Source organism: Caballeronia sp. LZ003 (assembly GCF_031451465.1).
Classification (GTDB): domain Bacteria; phylum Pseudomonadota; class Gammaproteobacteria; order Burkholderiales; family Burkholderiaceae; genus Caballeronia.
In genome coordinates this window covers 313,644-331,419 of record NZ_JARUXJ010000002.1, presented here as the reverse complement: position 1 = coordinate 331,419, position 17,776 = coordinate 313,644, and the positions used below count along the sequence as shown (strand labels likewise).

General features: G+C 62.4%; 18 protein-coding genes. 5 read left to right on the top strand and 13 right to left on the bottom strand.

The annotated features are described in order from the left end of the window. Nucleotides 1–28 precede the first annotated feature (28 nt). The 11 genes from QCE79_RS16130 to QCE79_RS16080 form a co-directional block, all read right to left on the bottom strand. Nucleotides 29–964 carry an MxaL protein gene (locus tag QCE79_RS16130; protein WP_309845935.1) on the bottom strand — a complete coding sequence of 312 codons (936 nt, stop codon included), beginning with the start codon at nucleotides 962–964 and terminating at the stop codon, nucleotides 29–31. Beyond that, nucleotides 961–1,506: an MxaL protein gene (locus QCE79_RS16125; protein ID WP_309845932.1), complete on the bottom strand. Its 546-nt coding sequence runs from the start codon at nucleotides 1,504–1,506 to the stop codon at nucleotides 961–963. The genes QCE79_RS16130 and QCE79_RS16125 overlap by 4 nt, the downstream gene beginning before the upstream one ends. Next, nucleotides 1,503–2,483, bottom strand: coding sequence for a VWA domain-containing protein (locus QCE79_RS16120; RefSeq protein WP_250528206.1), 981 nt, complete (start codon nucleotides 2,481–2,483; stop codon nucleotides 1,503–1,505). The genes QCE79_RS16125 and QCE79_RS16120 overlap by 4 nt, the downstream gene beginning before the upstream one ends. Nucleotides 2,484–2,487: 4 nt before the next feature. After that, nucleotides 2,488–3,357 (bottom strand): hypothetical protein, encoded by an 870-nt coding sequence (locus tag QCE79_RS16115; RefSeq protein WP_309845927.1) that lies wholly within the window; start codon nucleotides 3,355–3,357, stop codon nucleotides 2,488–2,490. Continuing rightward, nucleotides 3,354–4,217 (bottom strand): VWA domain-containing protein, encoded by an 864-nt coding sequence (locus QCE79_RS16110; RefSeq protein ID WP_309845925.1) that lies wholly within the window; start codon nucleotides 4,215–4,217, stop codon nucleotides 3,354–3,356. The genes QCE79_RS16115 and QCE79_RS16110 overlap by 4 nt, the downstream gene beginning before the upstream one ends. A gap of 4 nt (nucleotides 4,218–4,221) precedes the next feature. Then, a complete protein-coding gene (locus QCE79_RS16105) occupies nucleotides 4,222–5,241 on the bottom strand; it encodes a MoxR family ATPase (RefSeq protein WP_309845922.1) in 1,020 nt (339 codons plus the stop codon). Nucleotides 5,242–5,424: 183 nt separating this feature from the next. Then, nucleotides 5,425–5,685 carry a hypothetical protein gene (locus QCE79_RS16100; RefSeq protein ID WP_244831535.1) on the bottom strand — a complete coding sequence of 87 codons (261 nt, stop codon included), beginning with the start codon at nucleotides 5,683–5,685 and terminating at the stop codon, nucleotides 5,425–5,427. 218 nt (nucleotides 5,686–5,903) lie between these two features. Then, nucleotides 5,904–6,227 (bottom strand): hypothetical protein, encoded by a 324-nt coding sequence (locus tag QCE79_RS16095; protein WP_244831533.1) that lies wholly within the window; start codon nucleotides 6,225–6,227, stop codon nucleotides 5,904–5,906. A 254-nt stretch (nucleotides 6,228–6,481) separates the two neighbouring features. Then, nucleotides 6,482–8,089: a GMC family oxidoreductase N-terminal domain-containing protein gene (locus QCE79_RS16090; protein WP_309845919.1), complete on the bottom strand. Its 1,608-nt coding sequence runs from the start codon at nucleotides 8,087–8,089 to the stop codon at nucleotides 6,482–6,484. Between the two features lie 6 nt (nucleotides 8,090–8,095). Then, a complete protein-coding gene (locus tag QCE79_RS16085) occupies nucleotides 8,096–8,953 on the bottom strand; it encodes a TIM barrel protein (protein WP_309845916.1) in 858 nt (285 codons plus the stop codon). A 4-nt stretch (nucleotides 8,954–8,957) separates the two neighbouring features. Continuing rightward, entirely contained in the window at nucleotides 8,958–9,923 is a 966-nt protein-coding gene (locus QCE79_RS16080) for an NAD-dependent epimerase/dehydratase family protein (RefSeq protein ID WP_309845914.1), read from the bottom strand. Nucleotides 9,924–10,066: 143 nt separating this feature from the next. On the opposite strand from QCE79_RS16080, the gene QCE79_RS16075 reads away from it, so the two are divergent. The 4 genes from QCE79_RS16075 (at nucleotide 10,067) to QCE79_RS16060 (ending at nucleotide 13,846) form a co-directional block, all read left to right on the top strand. Continuing rightward, nucleotides 10,067–10,753 carry a TetR/AcrR family transcriptional regulator gene (locus tag QCE79_RS16075; RefSeq protein ID WP_309845911.1) on the top strand — a complete coding sequence of 229 codons (687 nt, stop codon included), beginning with the start codon at nucleotides 10,067–10,069 and terminating at the stop codon, nucleotides 10,751–10,753. 127 nt (nucleotides 10,754–10,880) lie between these two features. Continuing rightward, nucleotides 10,881–12,038: a Gfo/Idh/MocA family oxidoreductase gene (locus tag QCE79_RS16070; protein WP_309845908.1), complete on the top strand. Its 1,158-nt coding sequence runs from the start codon at nucleotides 10,881–10,883 to the stop codon at nucleotides 12,036–12,038. Further along, complete coding sequence (locus QCE79_RS16065; RefSeq protein WP_309845906.1) at nucleotides 12,035–12,160, top strand: hypothetical protein; 126 nt, start codon at nucleotides 12,035–12,037, stop codon at nucleotides 12,158–12,160. The genes QCE79_RS16070 and QCE79_RS16065 overlap by 4 nt, the downstream gene beginning before the upstream one ends. 39 nt (nucleotides 12,161–12,199) lie before the next feature. Further along, a complete protein-coding gene (locus tag QCE79_RS16060; RefSeq protein WP_309845905.1) occupies nucleotides 12,200–13,846 on the top strand; it encodes a glycoside hydrolase family 15 protein in 1,647 nt (548 codons plus the stop codon). Between the two features lie 227 nt (nucleotides 13,847–14,073). Here the strand turns inward: QCE79_RS16060 and QCE79_RS16055 are convergent, their stop codons facing one another. Further along, a complete protein-coding gene (locus QCE79_RS16055) occupies nucleotides 14,074–15,495 on the bottom strand; it encodes a DHA2 family efflux MFS transporter permease subunit (protein ID WP_244831515.1) in 1,422 nt (473 codons plus the stop codon). Nucleotides 15,496–15,779: 284 nt separating this feature from the next. Here QCE79_RS16055 and QCE79_RS16050 point away from each other — a divergent pair, with 284 nt between their 5' ends. Continuing rightward, complete coding sequence (locus QCE79_RS16050; RefSeq protein WP_309845903.1) at nucleotides 15,780–16,769, top strand: molybdopterin-dependent oxidoreductase; 990 nt, start codon at nucleotides 15,780–15,782, stop codon at nucleotides 16,767–16,769. 19 nt (nucleotides 16,770–16,788) lie between these two features. On the opposite strand, the gene QCE79_RS16045 is transcribed toward QCE79_RS16050, so the two are convergent. Beyond that, nucleotides 16,789–17,724 (bottom strand): GlxA family transcriptional regulator, encoded by a 936-nt coding sequence (locus tag QCE79_RS16045; RefSeq protein WP_309845900.1) that lies wholly within the window; start codon nucleotides 17,722–17,724, stop codon nucleotides 16,789–16,791. Between the last annotated feature and the right edge of the window lie 52 nt (nucleotides 17,725–17,776).

Genomic DNA, 17,776 nt, shown 5'->3' with positions numbered 1-17,776 from the left:
GTTGCAATCAGGCGGCGTGCGTCTACAGTCAGCGTCGCGCGCGCCGCATGCCTTTCACCCAACGCTCCGGCCAAAACCGCCACACGAGCAACAGCAAGGCAAGCGCTGCCGGAATCCAATTCAGCTTGGTCGGCACGCGTTCCGAATGCGCAAAGCGCGCATCCGTCATGGCCATCAGCAAGTCCTGCGGCAATCGCAAACGTCGATAATCGAAGCCGATTTCTTTCGCAATCGACGCCAGATATTGTCCGCGCAATTCCGACAACTCTTCGTGACTCTCGACTTGAACGCTCGCGCCAGGTTGTGTCGGCACTTGAATGACTTCATCGGCGCGCCAGTAGCCGATACGATTGCCGTCTTTATCCGTTCGCGGGATGGGCGCGGGCTGATCGCCGCCTATGCCAATAAGCCAACCCTTGAGTTGCGAGCGTGGAATGTCGCGCACGCGCTGATCGCCGGGAAGAATGGGCGGTGCTTCCTGGCCGTCCGTGATCATGAGAACACTGGCGTCTTGCCCGATACTGCGCGCCGTACGCACAGCCGCGAAGATACCGCCTTCGGCTACTCGGCTCCAGTTGGTCCAGCGCATCGTGCCATCGATAACGGCAAGCGAGGCAAGCAACGCATCGAAGTTGGCGCACACCTCGACGGGCGGCACCAGAAGCAAGGTGCTCTGGCCTGTGAAGATGCTCCAGCCTATCTTCGAGCCGCACGGCAAATGCTCGATGCTTTCGCGCATCGCGGCCCGCGCGAAGTCCAGTCTGCTGATCGGCGCGCCGCCGACGACGCCCACGTCCTCGACGCTCATGCTCTGCGTGATATCGAAAGTGACGATATAGCTGAACACGTCGCGTTGGAACATCGCGCCGGGCATCCAGACGGCGGCAAGCAGCAACGGCACGGCGGCTACCGTGGCCCAGTGTCGCCGCCGAAGGAACGCGAGTGTCGCCGCGACTGCCTTCATGGCAGATCCTCGCTTTGCGCGCCACGCGCCTTCACCGTGGCCTGATGCTTGTAGTCGCGCTCTTCGTCGCTCGTCTGGCCCTCGGGCGCGAGCCACAACGCGCGTTCGAGGTTATAACGCGCGTCCCAGTCGTCGGGCGTGAGCCGCAGCGCCGAACGATAGCGTTCCTTGGCTTGTTCGAGCAACGGAAGCGAGCGAACAGGACCGCCCGCATCGGGACCGGCCGCCTGACGCAACGACATGTTGGCAAGATCGAATAGCGCGGCCGTCTGCAACGCGGCATCGTTGTCCTGCACGAGCACGGAGTCGTAAAGCTTCTGCGCGCCCGCATAGTCGCCTGCCTTCGACGATACGACCGCACGCGCCAGCCGAACTTGGGCGGCATCGTCCAGTGACTGCGGCTGCGCGCCTTTGGCGCTTACCGCCGACACCGCGCGCGCGACAGCATGCGCATGCTGCAATGTCGCCAAGTCGAAGAGCGCGACTGCTGCAAACACGAGCGTTGCGCCGCCGAAGGCAAGATGAACGGCCAATCGCTTCATGACCAGCTCCGTACCTGAACCGCGCGCAGCGCAAGCAACGCCGCGCAACCGAGCAATGCGGCGGCATAGCACAACGCGCTTTCGTCTTGCCGCGGCAAGCGCTCGTCGAAAGATACGACCGCGTTGTGCTGCTTGTTGATCTCCGACATGGCGGCGGCCATTGCGCCCGCGTCCTCCGCCTGATACAGCCGATACGGCGAGCCCAGCGTCTGAAAATAGCGATGCAGTTCAGCTTCGGCCGAGGCGTCGTCGGCGGGCGCCATCTTCGTCAGATCGGGGCTGTAGACGCCGCTGCGCAGATACACGAAGTAAAGCGCGATCTGATTGCGCGCAAGGCCCTCGCTGATCGCCGCGCGTGCAGCGGCATCGAGATGCGCGCCGCCATCGGACACCAGCACGATGGCGCGACGGCCCGCGTATTGCCTGCCATCGAACTGTTTGATCGCCGCGATGAGCCCGCGATCGAGCTTCGTATCCGGCATGCCGCGGCCTATTCCCGTGCCTGAGATCGCCTGCGTGATGATCTCGTGATTCGACGTGAACGGTACGGCAAGAACCGGGCTGATGCCGAACATTAGAAAGGCAAAACGGTCGTCGGGTCGCTCGGCGACGAAGCGTTCGAGCGAGTGGCGAGCCACCGCGTTCTTGGACTGGCCGCTCGGTTCGGAGACAGGCGTCTTCGACATCACCGAGTCCATGCTCGCGCTACGGTCCATCAAAATGAGAATGTCGGCCGCCGTGCTCGTGCGCAAGACGTGCAGATGTGAACGTCCCGGTCCCGCGAGACCGATGATGATGGCCAGCATCGCGAGCACCGCGCACGCACGCCGCAGGTGTTCGACGGTCGCGCCGACAGTATCCGCTGGCAGCCAGTTCACCGACGAGAAAGCGAACGCCTCGCTCGGTCTCGGCAACAGCGGCAAGAGCGCGATTGGCAGTATGAGCAGCAGCCAGGGCCGGAGAAAGTCGATGGGCATGAGGTCATTGCCCTCGCTCGGCCCGATACAGCGCACGCGCGAAGTCACGCAAGTCGAACGGCGCGGGAGCGGCATCGCGGACAAAGAAGCGTTCCTGCGAGCGCGTGTAGAACTCTTCGAGTCGCGGCTTCATCGATTGCAGATACGGCGCGCGCATGAACAACGTCGGTAGCGATGCCGCATGTACGACTTGCCCGGCCGTTTCGTCGAGCGCGCGATGCACGTGAACCCAGGCATCGTCGTTCGCATCGGCGTCGGTGCGTATATGCCGCCATGCGCGAGCGAACGGACGTTGCCTTGCATAACGGCGGCTCGACCACCACCACCACGCGACCCAGCTTGCGAGCGTGACGAGCAGCAACGCAAGCATGACGATCATGCGCCGATGAACCGCCGGATCATCCACGGGAATGACGAGCCGATCGGGCCTGAGCGCTTGCAGATCGCCCGCGCGAAACGAGGCGCGCGGCGTCAACGGCCCGACGCTGATCGGCCATGCAGGCACGCGCAGCACCGCGCCCGCAGCCGGCCTCAATTCGAGCGCGGGCAATTCGATGTTCGTGAGAGCCTGAGCCGCGTTGGTTATCTGATATTCGAGCACCAGCCACGAGCGGCCCTGCGTGTCCTTGACGATTCGCGACGCACGGCGCTCGAACCACACGCCCACGCGCCCGACCGATGGCAAGGCGACATCGTGGCCGTCGGTGCTCAAGAGGACGCGCTGCGTCAAGACATCGCCGAGAATGTGGCCGAAGGCGCGCGGCTGCTCGACCGTCGCGTTGACCGTCTGTTCGGCTCGCGCCGGTTTTATGCCGATCAGACCGAAGACGATCAGCATGAACGCGAGGATCATCGCCCGGTTGCCGCGCATCATGCGGACGTTTCCAGGAAGTGGCGCGAGAGGGCTTCGGCATTGAAGGCGCCTTCGACAAAGAAGGGATACGCGCCGCGTCTGCCGAAGGCCGTCTTCAAATCGTGGCGCCGCTTGGCGACGTTATTGCGCCATTGCTGAACCACGCGAGCACGCAGCCAAAGCGTGCGGTTTCTGCCGGTCTCCAGATCGCGGACCGAGAGAAATCGGCCTTGCGCAGGCGGCTCGATTTCGGCCGTATCCCAGATGACCATCGGCACGACTTGCGCGCTGACGAGACGATCCAGCGCCGTGTCGATACGGTCGAGCGGCCAATGAAAATCCGAGACCAGAAAGACGAGACCGCGACGCCCGGCAAGACGTTCGAGTGCGCGCTCCAGCCCGGCGTTTTCTGGCGTGGCGTGCGATGCCCCTTCGAAACCGCGCAGCAGCGCCGCCATGTCGTCGCCGATGCCGCGTCCGTGTCGCGCAGGCATGAAGAGGTCTTCGCGCTCCTGCTCGTCGAACGCGAGCATGCCGACCTGATCGCCCGCGCGAAACGCGCTATAGCCGAGTGCTTCGACGAAATCGGCGGCCAGATCGAGCTTCGAACGTTCTGCGCCGAAGAGCATCGATGCCGATACGTCCACCACGACTTGCACCGGCACCGCGACCCGCTGCAAATGCAGACGCACGAGCCACTGCGGCGGAACGGAGCGCTGGCTTGCGCGCAAGTCGAGGCGTCGCGGGTCGGGATGATCGAAGAGACGCGCGTGCATCGCGAATTCCTGCCCCGCGCCGAAACTCGTGCCGGGATGCGAGCCGGGCCGGAATCCGCTGGCGCGCCCCGGCAGCCGATAGTGGAATTCGACTGGGTTCTTCATGGCATCACGGCACCGCGATTTTCCGCATGATCGTCGCGGTCAATGCCTCGGCGAGTTCCTGCCGACGCATCTCATAGACGGGCGTAAAGAACACGCGATGACCGAGCGCGGGCAGCAGCACCGTATGAACGTCTTCGGGAATGGCGTGCAGACGGCCGTCGAGCCAGGCGTTCACGCGCACGGCGCGCACCAGCGCGCTCATGCCACGCGGACTTGCGCCGGCAAGGATCAGCCGCTCCATGTCGACGCCATCCAGTTGAATGTCGAAGCGCTGAGGCGTTTCCGTCGCCTCCCAGATCTTCAGGATGTAGCTTTCCATGCTCGGACTGAGCGTCACGCTACGCTGGATCGCCGCGCCGATATCGTTGAGACGCGTCGAATCGATCACGGCGGACGGGACGCTTTCGATGAGCGCATCGGCGTCATGGAACGCAGGATCGAAAACGAGCGCGCGACGCACATCGGTGTCCGAAGGCGTCGGCATGTTCAGTTCGAACAGGAAGCGGTCGCGCGCGGCGGAAGCCAGTTCGAAGGTCTCGTCCTTCTCCACCTTGTTGCGGTCCGCGAACACCGTCATATGCGGAAAGCGATATTCGCGGCCGAAGGCGGAGACGGAACGCTCGGCCATCGCCCGAAGCAGGAGCGATTGAACCTGCGGGCGCGACCGGTTGATCTCGTTGAAAAAGAACGTGGTCAGACCTTCGCCGTGCCGCAAGAGCGGACCGGGATCGATGCGCGGTTTGCCGTCGGCCTCGACGAAGGTGTGATAGATGAGATCGCCCGGCATCAGGTCGATGGTGCCTTCGATCCGTTCGAAGTCGCCGCCGGTCGCGCGAGCGAAGGCGCGCAGCAAGGTCGTCTTGCCAACGCCGACGCCGCCTTCGAGCAACACGTGCCCGCGAGCGAAGAGCGCAATCTTGATTAGATGGATGGTTTCACGCTGTCCCACCACGGCGCTCGCCACGGCCAGTTCCAGCTTTTGTGCGGCGCGGCGCCAGTCTTCCAGTTCGGTTTCCGATGCCATGGTCGTTGTTATGAGGCAGTGCGGTCTTTTCAGGATTACCGAAGTGAATGCATAAGATATGCCGATGTAGTCCGGGCTTGGCTTTCAAGCGGAAAAGGGGAGAGTAGAGCGGAGCATAGTGTCATCCATCGACAACACTGTGTGGCAGCGTTTCGGTGTGAAGCGTGTGAGGCGTGTGAGCGTTCAACTCGCCTTCGCAAGCGGCGTTTCAGTCTCGACAGCCGAATCGATCTGCGCGAGCAGGGCTGACGCGACGGCCAGTTGCGCGGGCACCAGATGCCTCGTTTCCAAAATCTGCATGACACGCCGCCGCCAGTATGCAAGCGGCAGCACGCGGTTTCGATCGCGCACTTCGTCCGGAATGACGATGCGCAAGTGCGCCAGGTCGGCGTCCGTCAAGCGCAGTTCGTATGATCCGGTGGGAAATGGGTCGTTGGGTTTCATGCCTGTATATCGGCAAGGAACATGAATTTCCTAAGTGCTTTGGAAGCCTGTCTCCAGCCCAATGACCGGCACTAAAATTTTTACACGGTTGCTGAAATGTTTTTCCGATTACTGGAAATCGCTTTTCGCGTGATCAAACGAAAAAGGCCGCATTCCCTGAGGAAAGCGGCCTTTTCACGCGGCGCACGATGCTGTCTCGCCGCTATCTTCACGCCAGGTTATTGACCCGCTGCCGGCGAAACCACGCTCGGGGTAGCCAGCGTGTTATTGGTCTTCGGTGCGCTCGTGGCCGACGTCGAAGTGCCGTTCGTGCCGCTAGGAAGCCCCGAATTCGGCGCACGAGCGCCCATGCCGCTGTCCGAGTTCGTCACGCCCGGCGTGCCGTAGCCGCCCGTTGCGCGGTTCACCTGATTCGCCGGGCTGGCCGTGCTCCCGGAAGAACCCGCGCCACCGTTCGAACCGCCTGCCGACTGCGCGAAAGCGCCGGCCGACAGGGTGAGTGCGGCGACGGCCGCGACTAAAGTGCTGATTGCTTTGCTCATGATCCGTCTCCTTTAAGGGATTGGAATATGGAAACAGACGAATGCCGCCTGCTTGCTTTTGAGGCAGCAAACAGCGTGCCGCAGGCTTTCAATTCGCATAGAGCAGGCCGGCATCAAGTGAGGAGCTTTTTCAGCATGAAAGCCGTGAAGCCAGCCCCCATGCGACGCCTATCTCATGCATCGATGTTCGATCGTTAGCCAGCTTCAGGCATCCCGTGGCCCATTTCGTCGATGACGTCACAGATTGACGATAGTCAATGTCGTAATCTCGATTCGCCCACATCCTCCATCAACATCCGCGCGCCTTTCTCCGCCACCATGATCGTCGGCGCATTCGAATTGCCGGACGTGCAACCGGGCAGAACGGATGCATCGATCACGCGCAAGCCTTGCACGCCGCGCACGCGAAGCCGGGGATCGACCACGGAATCTTCGCCGCCGCCCATTCGACACGTGCCGACCAAGTGATACCCCGACACACCGCGAGCCAACGCATAGTCGAGGAGCGCATCGTCGGCGATGACGTTATCGCCCGGCAGCGTCTCGTGCTCGATGTATCGCGCAAGCGCGGTCATCGAAAAAATCTTGCGGCCAAGTTTGAGGCCCGCGACGACGGTCGCTTGATCGCGCGCATCCGTGAGGTAGCGTGGAGAGATGACGGGCGCCGCGTGAGCATCGGGCGAAGCGGCGTGCACGCTGCCCTTGCTATGCGGGTACGACTGATAGATGGCGAGTGTCATGCCCGGCTCGCGTTCGAGCGCATACGTGCCTGGCTCGAAGCTCGCGGGCGCGAAGCTCAGTTGCAGATCGGGCGCGTTGGCTTCAGCGCTGCTGCGGGCAAACGCGGCGCACGTGCTTGCGCCGCACGTAAGCAGGCCCTTTCCCGCCACATAGCGCGACAGTTCCTTGAAGAGCGCGACGCCATGCGTGCGTTCGTTGAAGGTCGACTGGCCGCGCACGCGTTGAGTGACGCGCACGGAATAGTGATCGCGCAGATTCTCGCCGACGTTGTCGTTCTCGTGCACGACGTTCACGCCGAGCTTCTGAATCAGCGAGCCCGGCCCGATGCCCGACAACTGCAATAGATGCGGCGAGCGGATCGCTCCGCACGCCACGATCACCTCGGCACGCGCGCGAACCTTGATCGTGCGTCCCGCTTGCGACACCTGCACGCCAACCGCACGCGTGCCATCGAAGAGAATGCGTTCGGCAAGCGTGTCGGTCATCGACCCGAAATTCGCTCGTTTGCCGATACCCCGAAGATACGTCTGCGCCGGCCCCGCGCGAAACCGTCCCGCGCGATTCTGCTGAAACGGCGCCGCGCCTTCGCGCTCGACGCCGTTATGACTTGCGCGGACCGTCATTCCGGTTTGGCCGCACGCATCGAGAAACGCCTGACTGAGCGGATGCGTCTCCATGAAATCATTCACCGGCAAGACGTTCGCCGGGCTCGCACCGCCCGCATTCTCCATCTGTTCGTAGATGGGCAGGATGTCGTCGAAGGACCAGCCCGCGCAACCTTCATCGACCCAACGCGCATGTTCCGCTCTGGCCGAACGCACATAGAGCATGCCGTTCATCGACCCGGTGCCGCCGAGCATGCGCCCCTGCGGATAAGCGATCACGCGCGAATCCATGTGCGGCTGCGGCGCCGACCGATAACGCCAGCTCAGAACCGGATGCTCGATCAGCGAAAGAAAGCCAGCAGGAATATGGATCATCGGATGACGGTCGCGCGGGCCGGCTTCGATGAGAAGCACGCGATGCGCGCCGCTCGCCGATAACCGGTTCGCCAAAACGCAACCCGCGCTGCCGCCACCGACGATCACGAAGTCCGCTTCTCGATCCCATTGCGTCGACATGTGGCCTCAGTAACTCGTCACATTTGCGCGCCTGCCGGCAAGCGGACCCGCAGCGGCGGCTTCGGCGATGAGCGCTTCGCTTGCACGGCGCAACGCACGCGCACGCTCCACGGGCGGCGCGAGATTCGGCAAGCCGTGCATCGGAATCTCGACGGATATCACGGTGTCGGGCGGCAGCGCGCGGACCATCGAGCGCAGATCGATACCGCCATCGCCCGGTGGCAAGCGCGCCTGCCGCGCCTGGAAGATGAGTTCGGCGTCGGTCGTCGGACGTTCGCGCGGCGCATCGCATAACTGAAAATACGCGAGCTGGTTCGCGGGCAATGCTGCGATTTCCTCCGCGCTGCCACCCGAACGATCGACATGCATGGAATCGACGATGATCGAGCCGGTGCCCGCAAGCGTCAGCACGCGACGCGCGGACGCCATGTTCTTGATGCCTGTCCACGGCATGAATTCGAGCCCCATTCCAATGCCATAATGCGCGCCGAGTTCGAAGAGTCGCGCATAGCGATCCGCGATGGCCGCTTCGTCCGGACTGTCGCCCGCAACCAGCATGTGACGCGCGCCGAGTTCGGCGGCCGCCGCAAGCAAGGGCTCGTGCGCGTCGATGTCGGTATCGGGCAGCAGGCGCACGATTTCGACATCGTGCACGGCTACGTTCAGATCGCACATGCGGGCGAGGGTCTCGCGCATCATCGGCGTGAGCGTGGCGCCGATCATCGGATGCTGATGCTCGCCGGGCGCCACGGGCGCAAGCCGCAGATTCACCGAACGAAAGCCCGCCGCGCTGGCGGCCTCGATCATTTCCGGCGGCGTGAGTTCGATCAGGGTCAGGTGCGCAAGGGAGAGCAAATGCGTCATGGCGTCAGGCGTTCAGGCTGATGGGTTGAATGTCCTGGGCGCTTTCAGCGCCGTCTTCGAGCGTGTCATGCTTGGCGAAGAACGCGAGCGAGCGCGCGACGCCATCTGCGAGCAAGGTCACGGGCAAGCCGGGAAGCACGCGGTTCAAGTCGTCGGGCGGAAGGTCCGCGACAATCGGCAACGGCGGGCCGCTAGCGGAAAGACGCGCGCCGGGCACTTGCCTGCCGATCTCTTCGATGAGCGCATCGGTGCTTTGCACGTCGCCGCATAGATTGAAGACATGCGCGCCTTCGACCACGCGCGTGAGGGCGGCCCAGAAGGCTCCGACGACATCGTCGACATGGATCATGCCGGTGCGGCCGGTGAAGGGAATCGTGTAGAGCTCGCCGCGCGCCGCCGCCTGGCACGCGAGACTCACGCCCGCGCTTGCGCCGTCTTCGCGCCCCGGACCGTAGACCACGAATGGACGAAAGCCCACGCTGGCCACCGCGCGTCCGTCCGGACCGGCGTTGTACCAATAGCTACGCGCGCAGCCTTCCGTGGCGAGCTTGAATGCGCCGTAGTGCGTGGTCGGTTCGGGATACGCCGCGTGCTTCGGTCCGTAGACGCCCGCCGAACTCGTGTAGACCACGCGCGCGATGCCGTGCTTCTTCGCGGCCTCGAAGACGTTCAGCGTGCCGATCACGTTGATGGTCGCGCCGCGCACCGGATCGTTCTGGCAGAAGGGCGTGAGCACGCCGGCGAAATGCGCGACGGCATCGCAAGCCGCGAGCGCCTGATCGACCGCGCGGGTATTGCCGATATCGCCTTGCAACCATTCCACGCGTTCAAGCGATGCACCTAGCAGCACACGAATCAGCTTGCCCGGCGGATTCAGGTCGAACACACGCACCGTTTGTCCTTCGGCGAGCAGGCGTCTGACCAGCCACGCACCGATAAAGCGATTGCCGCCCGTCACGCAGACTCTCATTGCCGCCTCCGATGTCTCGTTCGTTCCTCGATTTCACTGACTAACTAGTAGGTTCGTTAAATCGGTGGTGGTAGATTAATCGATGGAGAAACATGGACACTTGGGGATAACCCCAGTCGCCAGCCATCTACTTGAACGACCCGATGCCATCCGATACCTACGAACCCGTTCCCGCGCCCGAGCCGAAGCGGACGAATCAGCGCGATCTGGCCGCTGTGCGCACGCGCGCCGAGATTCTGCAAATCGCCACGGAAGAGTTCGCGCTGCACGGCTACACGGGCGCGCGCGTGGACGCGATTGCCGAGCGCATGCGCGTATCGAAAGCGATGATCTACTACTACTTCACGAACAAGGACGGGCTCTATCTCGCGGTGCTTGAGCACGTTTATTCGTTGATCCGCGATGCCGAGGAAGCCACGCGTCTCGATCAAGAAAGTCCGGCCGAGCAGTTGCTCTCACGCTATATCGAGAACACGTTCGAGTTTCACGAGAATAATCAGGTGTTCAGCCGCATCATCAGCATCGAGAACATACACAACGCCGCGTTCCTGAAGAAGTCGCCGACCATCAAGGCGACGAATCGTCCGGTGCTCGAAACGCTGACGAGCATTCTCCATCGCGGCATTGCGGCGGGTACGTTCCGACGCGACATCGGCGCGGTGGATTTGCACTATCTGATCAGCGCGCTGTGCATCTATCGCGTGTCGAACCGGCATACGTTCGGCACACTGTTCGATGTCGACTTCGCCAAAAAGTCGACACGCAAGAAGCAGCGGATGCTCGCGGTCGAGTCGGTGTTGACGTTGCTCATGAAGCCGGCCGCGGATTGATTGGCCGTTCGTAACCGTCGCACGAAATTAACCCCTTGGAACAAAAGTTGCGCCTTCCCTGAGTCTCACGGCCGGCGTTCGGGCGCATGCCTGTCCGTCACCGTCACTCTCCAAAAGAGGCGCAACGATGAGTATTTTGTCCGCAGTAGGTTTGGGTTCGAGCGAGAAAGTCCGCTATGCGATCGTAGGTTTGGGCGACATCTCGCAGGAAGCGATGATGCCCGGCGTGAGTCACACGGATAACTCGGAGATCACCGCGCTCGTAACGAGCGATCCCGAGAAGGCGCGCAAATTGAGCGAGCAATACGATGTAGCGCACACCTATGGCTATGAGCAATTCGATGAGATGCTCGCCTCCGGCAACATCGATGCCATCTACCTTGCCACGCCGAACTGGCGCCATGCGGAGTTCGTCATTCCGGCGCTGAAAGCGGGCGTGCATGTGCTCGTCGAAAAGCCGCTGGAAGTATCCACGCAGCAATGTCAGGCGATCATCGAAGCAGCGAAGGCATCGACGGCGAAACTGATGGTCGCTTACCGTTTGCATTTCGAACCCGGCACGTTGTCGACCATCGAACGCATTCGTTCGGGAGAGCTCGGCGACATCATTCTTTTCACGTCCACGTTCGTGCAGAAGGTGGACCCGGCAAACCATCGCGCGACGAGCGGCATCACGGCGGGCCCGATCTTCGACATGGGACCGTATCCGCTCAACGCCGCGCGCTACGTGTTCGAGGACGAGCCGACCGAGGTTGTTTCGGCTGTCGGCGTGCGGCATCCGGAAGCCGGTCTCGGCGATTTCGACGACACCGTCGCCGTCACGCTGAAATTTCCCGGCGACCGGCTCGCGCAGTTCGTCGTGTCGTATGCGGCCAACGCACTGGAGTCGTTCTTTGCTGTCGGCACGAAGGGAAGCATCGCAATGCAGCCGTGCTATACGTACGGCAAGCCGCTCGAACAGGCCGTGACCATCGGCCAGGACGAAGAGAATCATTCGTTCAAGAACACGGACCACTTCGGCGGCGAGATGAAGTACTTCTCGGAGTGCATCTTGAACGACACGCATCCGGAGCCCGACGCGGAAGAAGGTTTCGCCGATGTGCGCGTGATCGAAGGCATCGTCAAGGCACTTGAAACCGGTGGACCGGTCAAGCTCGATCCGTTCGTGCGCACACGGCGTATCGACACGTCCGCGCAGTTGCAGACGCTGCGCGCCGTGAAGTCGCCGGAACTCGTGAACACGAGCAATCCGGCCGAAGGCATCGACAAGGTGCCGAAAAATTGAATTCGCGCAAAGAGAAGACTCGACGTGACGCCGATGGCTTTCTGCCGCTCGATGCCTACGGCGCGTTGGGCGATGGCCGCTCCGTTGCGTTGAGTGGAGCGGATGGATCGATCGACTGGTAGTGCGTACCGAGCATCGACTCGCCGCCGCTTTTCGACCGGTTGCTGAATCCGCAAACAGGCGGTTTTTTTGCCATTACGCCCGCCGAAGCCTTCGAAGTCGAGCGGCGTTATCGCGACGACAGCAACGTGCTCGAGACCGTCTTCACCACCGCGTCGGGCCGCGCGAGGCTGGTCGAGTCGCACAACAGCGGCGGCGCGGGCAGACTCCCCTGGGCCGAGTTAGCACGGCGCATTGAAGGCATCGAGGGTGAGATGCGATTCGACTTGCGCATCGTCTTCGGGCGTCAGGACGATACGATCAATCCGTATTGTTCGATGATCGGCAAACGCGCGGTGTTTCATGCGGGCCGCGTGTTGGGGCTCTTTCTGCATAGCGAAGGTGTGGTCGTCGACGAACGCGCGGATGCCGGTGTCGTCGCGCATGTGGTCGTGCGTGAGGGACAGCGCGAGACCGTGGCGATCGTCGCGGGCGAAGACGAGCCGCTCGTCGTGCCGCCAATCGAGGATATCGACAGGCGCATCGACAAGTCCGACAACGAATGGCGCGAGTGGACCACGAAGCTGCGCTATGACGGGCCGTATCGGCCGCTTCTGATTCGCAGCGCGCTTGCGCTCAAGCTCTTGCTTTTTTCGCCGAGCGGCGCGATTGCAGCGGCCGCGACTACATCGTTGCCCGAGCGGATTGGCGGCAAGAAGAACTTCGACTATCGCTACGCCTGGATACGCGACGCGGGCTACACCATCAAGGCGTTTTTGCGCATGAATGCGCAGGAAGAAGCGAAGGCGGCCTTTACGTGGCTGCTGAAGCGGATCGAGACGCAAGGCGCGCGCGTGTTGTTTTCATTGTCGGGCGACGTCGTCGCGGATGTGCACGAGACCGGCCTTCCTGGTTACATGAATTCTGCGCCGGTCATCACAGGCAATGCCGCGACCAATCAGCATCAGCACGGCATTTACGGCGATATTTTTGGAACGGCCGCGGCTTTCGTGCGCGCGGGGAATATCCTCGATTCACAGAGCGCTCAGACGCTCTCGCGTCTCGCGGATCAATGCGCCGACCGCTGGCGTCTGAAGGACGCGGGCATTTGGGAACTCGAGGAAGCGCAGCATTACACGATGTCCAAACTCAGCGCGTGGGAAGCGCTCGCGCGTGCGGTCGAACTGGCCGATAGCGGGCAGTTGCCGACCACATGCCGCGATAGATGGGCGCGTGAGCGCGATCGCATCGAGCAATGGATCGAGGAACATGGCTGGTCCGAAGAGAAGGGCGCATATGTGATGTATCCGGGCAGCGACAAGCTCGACGCGTCCATGGCGCTCGCCACACGCTTTCGCTATGACGGCAAGGAACGCGCCGAACGTACGCTCGACGCCATTCAACGCGAACTGGGCGAAGGCGCATATCACTATCGATACAGCCGTGCGTCGGAAGAAGAAGGGTGCTTTCTCGCGTGCACGTTCTGGCAGATCGAAGCTCGCGCGTTGCTGGGACAGAAAGACCGCGCGACGAAGGCCTTCGATGCGGTCATCGAAGCGCTCGCGCATGGCGTCGGAATCTACCCTGAGATGGCGGACCCGCAAACCGGCGAGTACCTCGGGAACTTGCCGCAAGGGTTGACGCATCTCGCGATCATTCAGGCTCTTACGGCATTGCAATCATCGGGGCGAATGGAGGACGACATCTAATTCGTGGCGAACGGTGCCGTCTCGACCGTCAGCGCGGGCATTCACCTATGTCATTGCGTTTATTAGACCCATACTGTGGGACATCACCGAGGGTCGTGTCAGAGACACCCCGTTCCTGACGCGCGGTGTTTCTCCGGTAGGCAGAGAGTCGTCAATGACCCGCCATGGAACACGCCCGCGACAGGTCCGTCGCGGGCGTTTTTTTATCGCTGCTCATGCGGCGGGCTTCATCGTGATGCGCCGCTGAGTTTGTGCCCGGCATCCCGCGAGAGCTTCACGTAGCCGTAGATCGACACGAGCGTCACCACGCCCGCAGCGAGAAACGCAAGGCGGAAGTCGTCGAGTGTGAAGGTGTGCGCGTGCGCGCCGTCCTTGCCGTGATAAGCCGATGCCGTGCGCAACGCCAACGCGCCGAATGCAATGCCGAGCCCGATGCTCATTTGCATCGCCGCGTTCCACATCGTGTTGGCGGCGCTCATTTGCTGCGTCGGTACATCGGCGTAAGCGAGCGTGGCGAGCGACGTGAACTGCATCGAGCGCGTCACGCCATAAACGAAGATCACGAGCAGCGTGAGTACGAGCGGCGACGCCGGCGTGAGCAGGCCGCATGCAATGGTGAACGCGCCGCATACCGCACAGTTGATGATCGCCACGTTCCTGAAGCCGTGGCGCTTGAGGATGCCGGTCGTGAGCGCCTTCATGCCGAGATTGCCCAGAGCGCTTGCAAGCAGTAACAGGCCCGACTTGAACGCGGACAGCCCGAAGCCGATCTGAAACAGAAGCGGCATGAGATAAGGCACGGCGCCGATGCCGATACGCGTAAACGTGCCTGTCACCACGGTCACCGAGAACGTGGGGATACGCAGCGTCGTCACGTCGATGAGCGGATGCCGCGCGACGAGCGCATGCCGATAAGCGATCACACCGATGACGAGACCAACCGCGATCACGGCCAGTCCGACCCACGGATTGGTATCCGGCTGACTTGCCATATCGGCGCCATAAAGGATGGCGGTGAGCGACAGGCCGCTCAGGATGAGCCCGGTGACATCGAACGGCCGGCGTTCGCCGCTGCGCAGATTCGGCACCCACTTCAGCACGGCCAGCAATACGACGAGGCACACCGGAAGATTCAGCAGAAAGATCCAGCGCCATGATGCATACGTGGTGATGAAGCCGCCGATGGGCGGCCCGACCACCGGCGCGACGATGCCCGGCCACGTGATGGTAGAGATGGCCTGCATCAACTGCTTCTTGTCGACGCTGCGTACCACGGTCAAGCGGCCGACCGGCACCATCAACGCGCCGCCGATGCCTTGCAGAACCCGGGCCGCCGTGAACTGCTCCACGTTCTGCGAGATGCCGCAGAGCAAGGACGCCAGCGTGAAGGTCACGATCGCGCTGAAAAACACGCTGCGCGAGCCGAAGCGGTCCGCCACCCAGCCGCTTGCGGGAATGAAGATGGCGAGCGCGATCATGTAGGCGCTCATGCCGAGACTCAGCGCATTGGGGCTCGTACTGAACGAATGCGCCATCTGCGGCAGCGCGGTCGCGATGATCGTGGTGTCGAGATACTCCATGAAGAACGTCGCGGCCACGACATAGGGAAGCGGGCCGAGCGAGACGGTGCGGTCGGTTGAGTCTGTCATTGTCTTGCCGGAAGGCGGGGTGCGGGCTGAGGGTGGATGCTACCAGTATTACTGCGTTCCCGAACCCGGCCGTGATTCAACGCGCCGTTGCGAACGCTCGCGCGGCCGGCTTTTTCGAATTCGGTCGGCGCCGCTCTGTATGACCAATACGCTCATCGTTGTTCCTAGTTGCTACTACCCATTGCCATTTCCCTTCGATTCTGTAAGCGTTATGCGTTGTATCGGCGTAGATATAGCGAGCCGATATATCGACGATAACGATCCCGGAATAAAGGACCTCACCGATGAGCTTCGCACACGACTTCAAGCGTCTTGCCTCGCTGCTGCTTTTGCTCGCGTTGCTCCCGTTCGCGGTCACGGCCTGCGGCGGCAACGACGACTCGCCACCCGCACCGAAGGCGACCTTGTCCGTGTCCGGTGAAGTCGCCACGCCGGGCAATCTCACGCTCGCGCAGATCCAGGCACTTCCAGCCACCACGCAAACCGTTTCCTTCGGCAGCGGCACGGGCCAGCAAAGCCACGTCTACACCGGCGCGACGGTGTGGTCCGTGTTGAACCAGGCTGGCATCGTCGTCAATTCGGCGGTTCACAACGACGTGCTGGGCAAGTATGTCGTGGCGACCGGCAGCGACAACTATCGCGCGCTGTTTGCAATGGGCGAACTGAGTCCGGACTTCGGCAATCGCGGCGATCTGGTGGCCTATGCCGAGACGCTCAACGGCGCGAGCGCGGCTCTCAACAGCACGGACGGTCCACTGCGCGTCACTGCTCCCGGCGACGTCAAAGGCGGCCGATACGTCTCGAACCTCGTCAAGCTCGAAGTCCATTCCGCGATGTCCACGGTCACGGCGGGCGGCGGCGGTCTCACGACGCAGTTCCAGCTTCTCGGTGCGCTGAATCACCCGGCGACTTTCGACACGGCAGCATTGCAGGCGCTGCCTCCCGTCACGCGCACGGCTGGCGGAAATAGCTACACGGGCGCGAGCCTGTGGGACCTGATCAACGCAGCGGGCATCCAGACCAACACTGCGACTAAAAACGACTTGCTCGGCTTCTACGTGATCGCAACCGGCAGCGATGGCTATCGCGTCGTGATTTCGCTTGCCGAACTGTCGTCGGACTTTGGCAATCAGCCCGACATCGTCGCTTATGCGATGAATGGCGCCCCGCTGACATCCACCGGTTTTGCGCGCCTCGTGATCCCCAACGACGGCAAGGCCGGGCGCTATGTTTCGAACCTCGCGGCGCTCGAAGTCGTATCCGCGCCGCGCTGATTAGCCTGCCTATGCAACGCTAAACCCGCCGCCTGACCTCTTGCGGCGGCAAGCCAAACCCGCGCATGAACGCCTCGCGCATATGCCGGCGATCCCGAAACCCTGTTTCCTTCGCGATGGTTTCCAGCGGATGCCGGCTTTTTTCGATCATCAGGCGCGCTGCTTCCAGCCGCAACGCTTCGATGGCCTTCGCAGGCGATTGCCCCGTCTCCTCCGTGAACACGCGGCTGAATTGACGCGGACTGAGATTCGCCTCGCCCGCGAGTTCCTCGACCGTCAGCGGCCGGCCCAGATTCTTGCGTGCATAGTTGAGCGCGTTCTGAATGCGGTCTGATTTCGGCGCGAGATCGAGCATCTCCGAATGCTGCGACTGGCCGCCCGAACGCCTTTGCGGCATCACGAGCTTATGCGCGACCGAGCGCGCAACGTCCGCGCCGAGATCCTTTTCGACCATCGCGAGTGCGAGATCCAGACCGGCAGTCATGCCCGCAGACGTCCAGATAGGACCATCGACGATATAAATGCGATCGTCCTCGATGCGCACATCGGGAAAGCGGCTTTGCATCTCGCGTGCGTAGAACCAGTGCGTGGTCGCGCGCCGGTTCGACAGCAATCCGGCTTCCGCGAGCACGAAGCTGCCCGTGCAAATGCCCGCGATACGCCGCGCCCGCGTACCCGTGCGACGCAGGAACGCCAGTATTTCTTGAGGTGGCGGCGTGTCGAGCGGCGTGTTCACGCCCGCCGCGATCCATGTGTCCACGGAGGCACGCGCACTGACCCGGCGCGTGCCGACGCTCATGCCTAACGACGAACACACCTCGCCGCCGCGCGCCGAATAGTTGGCCATCCGATAAAAGGGTTCGCCCGCTACGTGGTTGGCGTATTCGAACACCGACTGCGACGCGATTGCCATCACCTGAAAGCCGTCGCTCAACAAATAGCCGATGCTGTGCATGTTTCCTCGTCCTCGATGTCCGAAAAAAGTCGTTTGTCCGAAAACACGACCA